The organism is Bacillus sp. SCT118 (assembly GCF_058566435.1).
Genome location: NZ_CP191225.1, coordinates 2,452,624 through 2,466,078 on the forward strand (window position 1 = coordinate 2,452,624; position 13,455 = coordinate 2,466,078).

Here is a 13,455-nt window from a genome sequence, read left to right on the forward strand (position 1 = left end):
GCTATTGCTCCTTTTTCTTTTTCCCGCTGTCCAACAGCATTTGTATAAATAAAAGCATTACGCCGACACATAGTGAAGAGTCCGCGATGTTAAATATCGGGTAATTGTAATTGACAATAATAACATGGATAAAATCCACAACTTCCTGTCTGACAGCCCGATCGATAAAGTTGCCGATGGCACCGCCAAGCATAAGTCCGAGGGCAACGCCAAGAAGCCTTTGTCCTTTTGTATAACGCTGTATGTAATAAACAATACCAATAATAACAGCGGTTGTTATGAGGTAGAAAAACCACATCTGACCCGCTAATATCCCCCATGCAGCACCCGTATTGCGATGGGAGGTGATATAGAATACCTGATCAATGATCGGAATGCTTTGGCCAAGTTCCATGTTCTTAACAACTAGCCATTTTGTCAATTGATCGGCTGCAATAATAAGTAGTGCAATCATATAATACAGCACAAACGTTCCTCCAGTTTACGGTTACTTTAATCCATTATGCATTTTATCAATAAAAAGCACTGGAGTAAAGAAATATCAGGCATATTAACCGGCCAGACACTGTTATTCATACAGTGCCTGACCATATTCGATATCCGTTGATTTCCATATTGGAAGCGTTTTTTTCTCAAATTGGACAGAATAAAGAAAATCGTTTGCTGTTCGGGCCGTCGGCAGCACCGCCAGCTTTGCAAGAGGAATGGGGGCCCCGGTTTCTTCACAGTATCCGAATGTGCCGCTTTCGATTTTTGACAATGCAAGGAGAACGTCTTGAAGCTCTTCTTTAATGTGATAGATCAGAGTTGCTTTTTGTTTATGATTGATTGCTGCTTGCGGGCTTGTAGAAACCTGAAAGCAAGAATACTCAAATAATCTAGACTGTAATTCTTCTTTCATCAGAAGAAGTTCCGTATAAATTGCGGTCAGTTGATCATTCATTCTTCACAACTCCTGCTCTTAACGTAGTACCTTTATTGTTGCCTATGAATGATGATCTAAAGCCCATAAGATTTTTCCTGCCGTTCTAAAGGATGTCACTCTTGGCACAAAAAAAGCCCGGCTTTTACGCCGGGCCCTTTTCATTATTTTTGATAGTATTTTTCAACGATTTCAGCGTTGCGTAATGAAAGTGTAGGATATTTCGGATTTGCACCTACATCTTTTGAAATCACACGTGATCTCTCACACATTTCGCCTTCCGCTTTCTCGACAGCGATTTTACCCGTCGCAAAGCTTTGCGCATCGTTCGGCGCATCATTTTCTTCGCTGATTGTCAGTTCAGACACAATAAACAGCTGAGAAAGGTTTTCTTTTATGGAAGCCAAGAGCTCTTTGTTTTCTTTGTTTGGATACAATTTCAGGTTTGCTTCCAAAGATTTACCGATAATTTTTTCATTTCGCGCAGTTTCTAATGCTTTTAGCACGTCATCACGAAGAGCCATAAAGCGGTCAAATTTTTCTTCAGTCGCTTCACTGTTTGGAACCGCGATTGTTTCCGGCATATCGGTCAGCTGAACGCTCTGCTCTTCAACAAATGTTAAATGAGACCACAATTCGTCTGCCGTATGTGGAAGGATAGGCGCTGAAAGCTTCACTAATGCAAGAAGCGTTTCGTAGAATACTGTCTGCATGCTGCGTCTATCCGGATGATCCGCATGCTCGATGTAGACAATATCTTTTGCAAAATCAAGGTAGAATGAGCTCAATTCGATTGTGCAGAAATTATGAATGCTATGATACACAACCGCAAATTCGTACTCATCATACGCTTTTTTCACTTTATCAATCAGCTTGTTCAGCTTAATCAGCATATACTGATCGACTTCACGAAGATCTTCGACAGCCACCGCATTTGTTTTTGGATCAAAATCGAAAAGGTTGCCGTGTAGGAAACGGAACGTGTTGCGGATTTTACGATATACTTCCGCAACCTGCTTTAGAATGGCGTCAGACACGCGAACGTCCGCCTGATAATCCACTGAAGATACCCATAATCTTAAGATGTCGGCACCAAGCTGTTTCATGACTTTAGCCGGAACAACAACGTTACCGATTGATTTACTCATCTTGCGTCCTTCTCCATCCAGTGCGAACCCATGGCTGAGCACACCTTTATACGGCGCTTTCCCTGTTACGGCTACTGCTGTAGAAAGAGAAGAGTTAAACCAGCCGCGATATTGGTCAGATCCCTCTAGGTATAAATCAGCCGGGCGAACGAGGTCTTCACGTTCTTCAAGCACTGCTTGATGTGAAGAGCCTGAATCAAACCAAACATCCATGATATCCTGTTCTTTTGTAAATGTGCCGTTCGGGCTGCCAGGATGCGTAAAGCCTTCCGGAAGAAGATCCTTTGCTTCTTTTTCAAACCAAATGTTTGATCCGTGCTGTCTGAACAATTCAGAAACATGTTCAATGGTTTCATCTGTAATAATCGGTTCTCCGTTTTCAGCGTAAAATACCGGAATCGGCACACCCCACGCACGCTGTCTGGAAATACACCAGTCTCCGCGGTCCCGAACCATGTTGTGCAAACGCTGCTCGCCCCATTCAGGAACCCATTTGGTTTCTTTAATGGCATCCAGCAGGTCTGATCTGAAATCTTTAATAGACGCAAACCATTGCGCTGTCGCTCTGAAAATGGTTGGTTTTTTTGTTCTCCAATCATGCGGATAAGAGTGAGTAATGAATTCAAGCTTCACAAGTGCGCCTTTTTCATCAAGCTGCTGTGTGATCGCTTTGTTTGCATCATCATAAAACATGCCTTCAAAGCCAGGAGCTTCGCTTGTCATTACACCTTTTTCATCGACCGGGCAAAGCACATCTAAACCGTATTTTTGGCCGATGATAAAGTCATCTTCCCCATGTCCTGGAGCTGTATGAACACAGCCTGTTCCGGCATCAGTTGTTACGTGTTCACCAAGCATAACGAGAGAGTCTCTGCCATATAGCGGGTGTTCAGCGATAATGTTCTCAAGGTCTTTCCCTTTGACCGTTCTTGTCACTTCATACTGATCAAATCCGCATGCCGATGCAACATTTTCGACTAAGGCACTTGCTACGACAAAGCGGTCTTCACCTACTGCAATCACGCTGTACTCAAGATCAGGGTGCACTGAGATTCCGAGGTTCGCCGGAATTGTCCAAGGCGTTGTTGTCCAAATGATGATGCGCTCACCGTTTTCAAGAACGCCTTTTCCGTCTTTTACACCAAAAGCGACGTAAATAGATGCTGAACGTTTGTCTTGATATTCGATCTCGGCTTCAGCCAGAGCAGACTCACTTGAAGGTGACCAGTTAACCGGTTTAAGGCCTTTGTAAATGTAGCCTCGTTTTGCCATTTCACCAAATACGCGGATTTGCTGCGCTTCGTATTCCGGTTTTAATGTCACATATGGGTTTTCCCAGTCACCGCGGACACCAAGACGTTTGAATTGCTCACGCTGTCCCTCGATTTGCTTCCAAGCGTACTCTTCGCATAGTTTGCGGAATTCCGCTACTGACATTTCTTTGCGGTTGACCTTTTTGTTTTTTGTCAGAGCTGTTTCAATTGGCAATCCGTGTGTATCCCAGCCCGGCACATACGGTGCGTTGTAGCCGCTCATTGATTTATAGCGGACAATGAAGTCTTTCAAAATCTTGTTAAGCGCATGGCCCATATGGATGTCGCCGTTTGCATACGGAGGTCCGTCGTGTAAAACAAATTTCGGGCGGTCTTTCGTCCGTTCCTGAACAAGACGGTAGATATCTTCTTCCTCCCATTTTTTTTGAATGTCAGGCTCACGGTTTGGCAAATTTCCACGCATCGGGAAATCTGTTTTCGGCATTAAGAGCGTGTCTTTAAAATCCATTTTCATTCCTCCACTGCATTTTTTCAGAAAATAAAAAAAGCCCTCTCATCCCATAAGGGACGAGAAAGCTTATCTCGCGGTACCACCCTTTTAGAAAAAGCAAGCATACACTTTTTCCTCTTGAGCATCGTAACGTGATGAACGTCCTAACCTACTGTGAGTTCAGCAAGGAAACTAAAGGGCTGATCTACATGATTCCGGCCATCCCAGACTCTCACCATCTCCGGGTCGCTATGAAGGCCTGAAGGAAACATGACTGTCCCTTTCAACCGTTTTTTCATCTGAATTTATGAACGTATTATATTCGACATGCTAAGAAAATGTCAAGATAATCAGAGAATTTATTCCTTTTCCTCAAATACAGCGTCGACTTCATACTCAAGGAGATGATCCCAATCGTCATTTTTCAGAAGATCAAGCTGCGCTTCAATCAGCATTTGGAAACGTGTTCTGAACACTTTAGACTGTTTTTTCAGCTCTTCAATTTCCATTGCAATTTTTCTTGATTTTGATAACGATTCGTTGATAATGCGATCAGCGTTTTTCTCCGCTTCCCGAACGATCAGCTTTGCCTCTTTTTGAGAATTGCGTTTTACGTCTTCAGCCGCTTCTTGAGCAACTAAAATGGATTTATTCAATGTTTCCTCAATATTGGCAAAGTGTCCGATTCTTTCATCAAGCTCATTGACTTTCGCTTCAAGCTCAGTTTTCTTGCGGAGAACAATTTCGTAATCTTTTCTGACTTGGGCTAGGAATTCATTTACTTCATCTTCATCATATCCGCGAAAACTTTTTGTAAACGTCTTGTTGTGAATATCATTTGGCGTTAATGGCATGATGCCACCTCCATTTTTACATTTCAGTACGGTTATCTAGTTCACATTATAAAACAAATTTCGCACAGATGGAGAAAAAAACTGAAAAACCGACTATTTTTGTCGTTCAAACGTAACTCTCCATTTGTCTTTTTTGGTTTTCCCTTCGATTTTTGTTAAGCTGCACCGGCCAAAACCTCTGATTGACAGCATGTCCCCTTCCGCGACTATGTATGAAGGATCTTCAACCACCTTCCAGTTCACTTTCACAAGGCCGTTTTTCACAAGCGTCTGTGATTTCTGGCGGGATTGCCTGCTCATAGAGGCGCAGACGGCGTCAAGCCTTAAAGAAGAAACCGTGTCATCTCTTATTTCGACATCCACTGCTGGAATGTTAAGGTCTGACAAGTCGATTTTCTCTAGGCTGACCGCCGCTTTGCCTGCTTGGGTCAGCTGTGCAGCCACAAAATCAGCGGTATCGGCTGAGACAATCAATTGCACTGCTGTCTCAGAAAACACGATGTCACCGAATTTTTGCCGCTTTAATCCTATGCCCATTAATGCACCAAGCAGAGAACGATGATCTACTGAGACAAACTTGTCAGCATAACGGACGTTAAACGCCTGCAGTTCAAAATCCGATTCTTCCGGAGTAATGTACTCTGGATACAGAATCGCCCGTTTTCGCTCCGCTCTGTCATAGCCGCCGGAAAAAGCAAGCCCGACATCAGCCTGTCCCGTAACAGCAGAGAGGATGACCTGCTCTCGGGGGTCTAAAAAGTCGGTCAGCTTCATCCGGTACTGCTCCTGGACAATTCTTTTCCATTCGAGCGCCTGGTCAATAAAGGCCCGCTCGTCTTTTCTGAAGTGCTGATATATATCGCTCATCGTCTTTCCCTTCTATGTAAAGAGGCTTGGCTGCTGCCAAGCCCCTATCAAACTGTCACATTAAAACGCAATCATGCGATAAAGTCCCCACAAGCCGGTTGTCGCAAACCGAAGCACAAGTATTGCTACGATTGGTGAAATATCCAGCATTGCAATCGGAGGAATGATTTTTCTGAATGGTTCGAGATATGGTTCACAAATCGAAGCCAAAAAACGCCCGACTGCTGTTTCCCTCGTACTCGGCACCCATGACATAAAAATATATATGATCAGGGCAAATGAGTATATTGTGATTAATAAGCTTAAAACCGAAAAAACTTGATAAAGGATCATCTCGCTTTACCACCTCTGATGTTCGTCTTCAGATATGAGCTCAGAAATTGTGCCTGATACATCTACGTTGTCAGGCGTGCAGAGGAAAATATCTGAGCCGATTCTTTGAATATCGCCGCCAATGGCATAAACGGTTCCGCTTAAAAAGTCAACAATCCGCTTCGCCTGGTCATGCTGTATCCGCTGAAGATTGACGACAACTGCCCGCCGGTTCTTCAAATGGTCGGCTATTTCCTGCGCCTCCGCATAAACGCGCGGCTCACTCAACACCACTTTAGAGGATTTCTGAACACTTTGCAAGCTCACTACATTCTGTTTGCCCGCTGGTTTATTCCCGTTGTAAGGCGGCTTTTCTTTTTGCTCATGCTCCTCATGAGATTCCCGCTCTGTCTCAATATATTCATATTCGTATTCTTCATCTTCCATTGAGAAAAAGTTTTTCAGTTTATTTTTCATACTCATTGCTGTACACCCCCTGTTTCATTTCCGACTAACGATGAGCCGATTCTAATATAAGTAGCTCCTTCTTCAATTGCAATTTCAAAATCATTTGACATGCCCATCGACAGTTCAGTACACGGAGCGTTCGGCTGGTTCAGCTTCTGAACCTGGTCACGGAGTTCTCTCAGCGACCTGAAACAGCTTCTGATCTGATCTTGATCATCAGTCAGCGGAGCCATTGTCATCAGCCCGGCAACAAGGATATGTTCGAAACCGGAAAGCTCCTGTATGAATGGAATGACTTCTTCTTTTTTCATGCCGTGTTTAGAAGGCTCAAGAGAGGTATTGACCTGCACAAAGCATCGTACAGTACCTTCAGCCCGTTTTTCAATTTCTTTCGCTAATGAGAGCCGGTCTAGGGAATGGATATAGGAAACCGCATTGACGACAGATTTTGCTTTTCTTGATTGCAAACTGCCGATAAAATGCCATTCCGGATTCCCTTTCATCAATTCCTGTTTGCGGAGCAGTTCCGCATCCCGATTCTCTCCGAGGCAGGTGATGCCAGCATCTACTGCCTCCTGTGCTCTTTCAGGTGATACATATTTAGTGACTGCAATAACCGTAACTTCATCGGAGCTGCGGCCCGATCTGTTACATGCTTCGTTTATTCGTTCGTTTATATGTCGTAAATTATCAACAACACGCAAGATCTTTTATGCCTCCTTCATTCCGATAAAGGACATCATCCGTCCAGTTTTCCCCTGATCGCGGCGGTGAGAATAGAAAAGAGACGGCTCGCTTTCCGTGCATAAACCGCTGACAGAAATTTGTTCACTTGCCAAACCGCTGTCCATCAGTATAAGACGGTTCAGCTCTTTCAGATCAAGCTGATATTGTGCCTTTGCCGTCTGATTAACGGCAAGGTCTGCTGAAACCGGCAATGCGCGGACAGCATCCATGACGCGGTCGTCTACCGTATAGCATGCACCGCTGATAGACGGGCCAATAACAGCGTAAATATCTGAGGGATTTGAACCTTCCTTCTCAGTCCATTGCTTCACCATTTCTCTGCCAATCTGTTTGACGGTGCCTTTCCACCCGGCATGGGCGACTCCGACAAGCGACTTAACCGGATCATAAAAGAAAAGAGGCACACAATCAGCAAAGCATAATGCTAAAAATACATTTTTTTCATTTGTATAGAGCCCGTCCGTTGCTTTTAGAGCCGTGTGATACTCACGGGCGCCTTTTCCCCTATCCCTCTGCGTCACTTTCTGAACGCGATTATCATGTGTCTGATCAGCGAATACCCAAGACTGCAAATCAGTATTAAACATATCGGCAATATATTCACGATTTTTAACTACATCTGCATCTTTGTCATGAACGTGCAATCCTGTATTTAACGATTCAAAAGGCTTTTGGCTGACACCGCCGTTTTTTGTCGTAAATCCGGCAATGACCTCTTTGTTGTTTTGATTCGTTTGAGCCCAGTCTTGTATCATGAGTGTCGAGGGTGTGGTAAGACTGAATGGGTGATATGTATTCATGATGATCCAACCTTTCGACAAACATTTAAAAAAGCGGAATTTCCCACTTATTTTACCACATCTTACTGCATTCGTTGAGCGCCGATTTGCATATTTCTAAATGAAATGTGCCGGAAGAATCGAGACTTCCGGCATTTGCCAATCTGCGGCAGACAAGCAGGTTTATGCATGTGGTTCACTTAATCGGACTAAGATTACATCTTCCCCGATTTTTACTATATTTCGCCATGGAATGACCAATTCCTCTTCTTTTCCAAAAAATCCGAGAACTTTCCCATTTCCTCCGAGTATGATCGCCTGAATTTTTCCAGTAGTCACATTGATATCAATATCCCCAATACTCCCCAGCTTTTTTCCGTTTGAGACATTGACGACATCCTTTACCTGAAATTCTGAAATGCTGATCATTCCATCACGTCCTTTTTCCGTCCTTTTGTTCAAGTATATGAACGGGCAGGCTGAACCTTGTCAGCAAGAAGAAATTTTCATGTCATTGTTCTTTTTTCCGGCTGCACCAGCTGATGATAAAATCGAGTATAATTTTTGTATACTCTACTAGCTGCTCAATCGATACCTTCTCGTTCACGGAGTGTGCATTGTGCAGATCTCCAGGACCGTATATTACGCATGGAATACCGGCATCATACAGCCACCCGCCATCTGTAACTGATTGAGAAACGTCAATAATTGGACACTCCCGTTTCACTTTCTCATGAGAGGCAGTTAACGCTAAGACGCCTGGGTGGCCAGGGTCAACTTCCAATGCCGGAAAAATTTCTCCTCTGTCTTCTATCATGGATGAGCCTCCCCACTTGAATACAGGGCGGTTTTCCCTAAGCCAAATATCACTGTCACTCAGCCGATTGACGTAATCTTCTATTTCCGCTGCCACTTGGTCATGGGTTTCATTCGGATAAAAATGGACTGTGATCCACAGCCGGCATTCGTCCGCTATAAAAGCCGCATGTCTGCCGCCTTCTATAACTGCCGGGTTAATCGTATTTGTGCCTGGTTTAAAACCGGGATAACTTTTCATAATGGACCAGTGGCGCTCAAGTTCACCGAGCCCCGCAATGATTTTTGCCATTTTTTCAATTGCGCTTGCTCCGAATGTTCCTCCGCCTGCGTGAATCATATTCCGTCTCGTTCCATCATGAAATGTTTGACTGCTTTTGATTTCGATCCAGCCTGTAATGACACCACCTTGGCCTTGAATATGCATATCGCTCGTATCCGCGACAATTGCAAAATCAGCGTGGTAGCCCCTCTTGCAGCATTCAAGTGTGCCGGCTTCTCCAACTTCCTCCCCAATAACCGATTGCAGAATCAGATCACCGGGAAGCTCAATGCCGGCTTCACGAATTAATTTGACAGCAAACAGCACACAAGCCATTCCGCCCTTCATATCGGAAGCGCCTCGCCCGATTAAGAGACCGTTTTTTTCAATTGGATGAAACGGATTGTGCTCCCATTCTTCATCCTCTTTTACCTCTGCCACATCTACATGACCATTGATAATCAGGCTATAATAATCTGCTGAATCTGTTCCCTTTAGCTTCCCTACAACATTGGGCTCTCCAGGGTACACATCCCATTTGTCGATCGAGAATCCCAATTCATTTAAAAAACCCGCAATCCATGACTGAATGCCCTCTGTATTTCTTGCAGGCGGAGCGGGTGTTTGATAAGAAATCAGTGTTTTAGCAAGCTGAATAAGCTCCTCCTTTTGTTCTTCCACTTTTTTTTGCAAAGAGTCTATTTGTTGATCCAATGTAAATCCGCTCCTATTCTTTAAAATCAAAAAAGCCGTTTCAAATGTGATGAAACGGCTTAATAAAAACAAACGGAGTCCGATGTACTCCGCTTTTCACCGCTTCCCTCCGCTGGCATGATCCAGATCAGGTCAAAAGGGTTGAGACAAAGTCTCTCTCAGCTTCGCAAAGCACCCCTAGGATGAATCTATATATGTTTGTCAGGCATTCGTTATCGGCTCAGCTCTTGTTAAAAACGGCCGATCCTGATTCCATAATACATGGATTGGCGTATCAAAAAAAGCGGAAAGTACTTGATCAGTAAGCATTTCCTTTATTTCTCCGGATCCAAAGACCTCTCCCTGTTTTAATAAAAGGGCTTTATCAAAGACAGGCAAAATTTCTTCAGCATGATGAGTCACATAAAGGATAGATGGTGCATTTTCTTTGTTTGCAATGTATGTAATCGTATCTAACAACTTTTCCCGGGCAATAAAATCCAGCCCTGTGACTGGTTCATCCAGTATCAGCAACTCCGGATCGGCCATTAGTGCTCTAGCAATCAACGCTCTTTGTTTTTCCCCTTGAGAAAGGGTTTCATAGCGGCGATCGGCATATTCAATTGCTCCCAAGTCCTCTAACAAACCAATCGCTTTTTCCCTGGTTTCCTTACTTGGCGTTTCATATAACCCAATCGAAGCGTAAGCTCCGCTCAAAGCAATTTCAAAGGCTGAATCTGCCGGATACAATTTTTGCCGAAGAGCTGCTGAGACGAGGCCAATTTTACGTCTGAGCTTTTCCCCAAGCTCTGTTTTGCCAAATTCATGACCAAGCACCTGCATCTCGCCTGATGTTGGAAAATAATATGAGCAAAGCATATTTAACAGCGCTGTCTTCCCGGCGCCATTTAGGCCGTAAAGCACCCAATTTTCCTTTTCTTCCACCTTCCAATGAATATCTCTCAGTATCCATTTCCCATTCCGTTTTAGTGAGACATTGTCAAGCTGCAAAATCATCGTGGTCCTCCTCTTTATGGCCTTTTATAATTGTTTTAATTTTCATAAAACTTTGTACGAACTAGGATACCTTACTTTTTCCAAAACGTAAACCATCCGTAATCAATAGAAAAGCCTTTAAAACAACATCGTTTTAAAGGCTTTTCATTATTGATGAATATTTTTATTCATTTGTTTGATAGCCGCTTTTTCAAGTCTGGACACCTGCGCTTGAGAAATTCCGATTTCCTCGGCGACTTCCATTTGGGTTTTCCCTTGGAAGAACCGCTTTCTCAAAATCATTTTTTCCCTATCGTTCAGCCTTCTCATGCCCTCTTTTAAAGCCAGCTCTTCAATCCATTGTGAATCTGTATTGCGCTCATCACTGATTTGGTCCATCACATAGATCGGGTCTCCCCCGTCGTTATAGATCGGTTCAAATAGAGAAACCGGATCCTGGATGGCATCAAGCGCAAATACAATTTCCTCATGCGGTACTTCAAGAACTTTTGCGATGTCTTCTGCAGTCGGCTCCTTGCTTGTCTCACTGATTAACCGCTCTCTTACCTGAAGCGCCTTGTAAGCGATGTCCCGGAGTGATCTTGATACACGGATCGGGTTATTATCGCGTAAATACCTGCGGATCTCTCCGATAATCATAGGTACAGCGTATGTTGAAAACTTAACATTGTGGCTTAGGTCAAAATTATCAATGGATTTCATTAGTCCGATGCAGCCGACTTGAAATAAGTCATCAACATACTCCCCTCTGTTATTAAATCGTTGAATGACACTTAAGACAAGACGCAAGTTCCCGTTTACAAGCTTTTCTCTTGCTGAATCATCGCCTTCATCCTGCAGCTGCCTAAACAGCTTTCTCATCTCTTCATTCTTGAGTACTGGTAATTTGGAGGTATCCACCCCGCAGATTTCGACTTTATTTCTCGACACTTTTTTCCCTCCCTACAGGAGCTGCTGTACAACGTTAAGTATCTCCTTGGGTGGGAAAAATATGCACTGCACTCAGACCGAAAAACTGTCGAAATCAGGAAATCCCTGTAAAATCAAGGGGTTCTAACCATAAAATTTTTTACACCATTTTGTTGAACTCTTTTCTCAACCTTTTTATAATTCTTTTCTCAAGCCGCGAAATATAAGACTGAGAAATCCCCATCATATCCGCTACATCCTTTTGGGTTTTTTCTTCTTCACCGACAAGCCCAAACCGCAGCTCCATGATTTGCTTTTCTCTCTCATTAAGCTGTTCAAGCGCTTTTTTCAAAAGCTTTTTATCGACGTTAGCTTCTATGTCTTTAGTGATGATGTCATCGTCAGTGCCGAGCACATCAGAAAGCAAAAGCTCATTGCCGTCCCAATCAATATTAAGCGGTTCATCAAAGGAAACCTCTGAACGGATTTTGTTATTTCTTCTTAAATACATCAGGATTTCATTTTCTATACACCGGGAGGCATAGGTAGCAAGCTTGATTTTCTTTTCTGGATTGAATGTATTCACAGCTTTGATTAGACCGATGGTACCGATGCTGATTAAATCCTCTATATTAATTCCCGTATTTTCAAATTTACGGGCGATATATACGACCAGACGCAAATTGCGTTCAATTAGAATGGCGCGCGCCGCCTGATCGCCGTTTGGGAGCTTCATTAACAAAACCTGCTCCTCATCTTTAGATAATGGAGGCGGCAAGGCTTCACTCCCGCCTATGTAATAGACTTCATCACTTTTCAGCCCAAGTTTCATCAGCAGCTTATACCAGAGGTGCGTCAACCGTAATTTCAGTTTTTTCATCTTCCTCTCCCTTCTAAATGTCACGCCGTTTGAGTATGATAAGTAACGGACATTTGCGAACATTATGAAACGTGTTTGACAGCCTTGCCCGAAAGCATTTTCGGATGAATAATCGCGTCAAACTCTCCATCTGCCGACAGCTTTGTTGTGCTGATGCCGATTAAACATTTATCTGCAGAAATCATTTCTTCTTTTGTCATAATCGTTACGTGATCCGGTTTAACGCATAATAAAAATTGGTTTTGCTGACCAACTCCCCTGTATGGAATCAACCTCATTTTATCTAAAAAGCGAAAGGAATCATCGAGCTGTTCGATGGCTTCCAATGGGTCTGTGTTTCGAATGATCATCGTTTCGGCTGTTCCGAAAATCGGCTCCAGTTTATCAATGTAAATGATCATTACCGGCGTTTTTGTAAGAGGATCGTACAGCTGATTACCGGAATCAATCAGGCCTCTGACATGAAGTGTTTGGCTGCCCAAATCTGCCTGCACGCTGACTCGTTCCTCATATTGAATGTTTTTTGTTTCAATATCTTCAATTCTTCTTTTAGAAAAAAACCATAATGCTGGAAAGCCAGCAACAATAAACAACCAGCTGATCGGGTCTCCAAACCCTGTTTGATTGGTAATCATGATACCGTTTTGAACAATAGAATTTGACTGCAGCAAAGAATGGGCTCCGATAATTCCTCCCCCCATTAAAAAAGTGGCAAAATAAAAGGAAAACAAATTTTGAAAGAAAAACCGAAATCTTTTAAAGCCAAATGTCACCACCACAATCACAACTGAAAAAGCTAGCTTCCCAGCCGGATGTTCAACAATCGGCGAAAAAGGAGTAAACATCAAAAGGACAATACTGGAACCGATGAACGCTCCGCCTACCAGTCTTCTTTTTTTCACATGCCGTTTTAAAATAAATGCCGTGAGCAAAAGCAAAAGTGCATCAAAACAAAAGTTTAACAGCCAAATGACATCTAAATAGATTTTCACATCTGACTCCTTTCTTTCTTGCCTC

General features: G+C 43.3%; 15 protein-coding genes, 1 riboswitch and 1 other annotated feature. All 15 genes read right to left on the minus strand.

Annotated features, from left to right (window positions below; all coding sequences use genetic code 11):
- Position 1: 1 nt before the first annotated feature.
- The 15 genes from lspA to spoIIGA all read right to left on the minus strand — a co-directional run bounded on the left by lspA (position 2) and on the right by spoIIGA (position 13,430).
- The gene (lspA, locus tag ACQVGT_RS12425) at positions 2–466 is read right to left on the minus strand and encodes a signal peptidase II (RefSeq protein WP_003245047.1); all 465 of its coding nucleotides are present in this window, start codon (positions 464–466) and stop codon (positions 2–4) included.
- 102 nt (positions 467–568) lie between these two features.
- Positions 569–943: a sporulation-related RNA polymerase-binding protein YlyA gene (gene ylyA / locus ACQVGT_RS12430; RefSeq protein WP_015383614.1), complete on the minus strand. Its 375-nt coding sequence runs from the start codon at positions 941–943 to the stop codon at positions 569–571.
- A 143-nt stretch (positions 944–1,086) separates the two neighbouring features.
- Positions 1,087–3,852, minus strand: coding sequence for an isoleucine--tRNA ligase (gene ileS, locus ACQVGT_RS12435; protein WP_015483209.1), 2,766 nt, complete (start codon positions 3,850–3,852; stop codon positions 1,087–1,089).
- A gap of 52 nt (positions 3,853–3,904) precedes the next feature.
- Positions 3,905–4,131, minus strand: a binding site (T-box leader).
- 62 nt (positions 4,132–4,193) lie between these two features.
- Entirely contained in the window at positions 4,194–4,688 is a 495-nt protein-coding gene (gene divIVA, locus ACQVGT_RS12440; protein ID WP_003221468.1) for a septum site-determining protein DivIVA, read from the minus strand.
- A gap of 93 nt (positions 4,689–4,781) precedes the next feature.
- On the minus strand, positions 4,782–5,555 hold the full coding sequence (locus tag ACQVGT_RS12445; protein WP_015383612.1) for a YlmH family RNA-binding protein: 774 nt from the start codon (positions 5,553–5,555) through the stop codon (positions 4,782–4,784).
- A 60-nt stretch (positions 5,556–5,615) separates the two neighbouring features.
- Positions 5,616–5,888: a YggT family protein gene (locus ACQVGT_RS12450; RefSeq protein WP_003221463.1), complete on the minus strand. Its 273-nt coding sequence runs from the start codon at positions 5,886–5,888 to the stop codon at positions 5,616–5,618.
- 6 nt (positions 5,889–5,894) lie between these two features.
- Positions 5,895–6,350: a cell division protein SepF gene (gene sepF / locus ACQVGT_RS12455; RefSeq protein WP_015483208.1), complete on the minus strand. Its 456-nt coding sequence runs from the start codon at positions 6,348–6,350 to the stop codon at positions 5,895–5,897.
- The gene (locus tag ACQVGT_RS12460; protein ID WP_014479734.1) at positions 6,347–7,039 is read right to left on the minus strand and encodes a YggS family pyridoxal phosphate-dependent enzyme; all 693 of its coding nucleotides are present in this window, start codon (positions 7,037–7,039) and stop codon (positions 6,347–6,349) included. Before ACQVGT_RS12460 ends, sepF begins: the two co-directional genes overlap by 4 nt.
- A 6-nt stretch (positions 7,040–7,045) precedes the next feature.
- A complete protein-coding gene (gene pgeF, locus ACQVGT_RS12465; protein ID WP_015483207.1) occupies positions 7,046–7,882 on the minus strand; it encodes a peptidoglycan editing factor PgeF in 837 nt (278 codons plus the stop codon).
- A gap of 162 nt (positions 7,883–8,044) precedes the next feature.
- Positions 8,045–8,290: a YlmC/YmxH family sporulation protein gene (locus ACQVGT_RS12470; protein WP_003232153.1), complete on the minus strand. Its 246-nt coding sequence runs from the start codon at positions 8,288–8,290 to the stop codon at positions 8,045–8,047.
- Between the two features lie 82 nt (positions 8,291–8,372).
- Positions 8,373–9,653: an N-formyl-4-amino-5-aminomethyl-2-methylpyrimidine deformylase gene (ylmB, locus tag ACQVGT_RS12475; protein ID WP_015483206.1), complete on the minus strand. Its 1,281-nt coding sequence runs from the start codon at positions 9,651–9,653 to the stop codon at positions 8,373–8,375.
- Between the two features lie 87 nt (positions 9,654–9,740).
- A riboswitch (TPP riboswitch) is annotated at positions 9,741–9,842 on the minus strand.
- A 12-nt stretch (positions 9,843–9,854) separates the two neighbouring features.
- A complete protein-coding gene (locus tag ACQVGT_RS12480; RefSeq protein ID WP_015383607.1) occupies positions 9,855–10,649 on the minus strand; it encodes an ABC transporter ATP-binding protein in 795 nt (264 codons plus the stop codon).
- 147 nt (positions 10,650–10,796) lie between these two features.
- Positions 10,797–11,579 (minus strand): RNA polymerase sporulation sigma factor SigG, encoded by a 783-nt coding sequence (gene sigG, locus ACQVGT_RS12485; protein WP_009967190.1) that lies wholly within the window; start codon positions 11,577–11,579, stop codon positions 10,797–10,799.
- Between the two features lie 139 nt (positions 11,580–11,718).
- On the minus strand, positions 11,719–12,438 hold the full coding sequence (gene sigE, locus ACQVGT_RS12490) for an RNA polymerase sporulation sigma factor SigE (protein WP_003221446.1): 720 nt from the start codon (positions 12,436–12,438) through the stop codon (positions 11,719–11,721).
- Positions 12,439–12,500: 62 nt separating this feature from the next.
- A complete protein-coding gene (gene spoIIGA / locus ACQVGT_RS12495; RefSeq protein ID WP_015383606.1) occupies positions 12,501–13,430 on the minus strand; it encodes a sigma-E processing peptidase SpoIIGA in 930 nt (309 codons plus the stop codon).
- Positions 13,431–13,455: the final 25 nt, after the last annotated feature.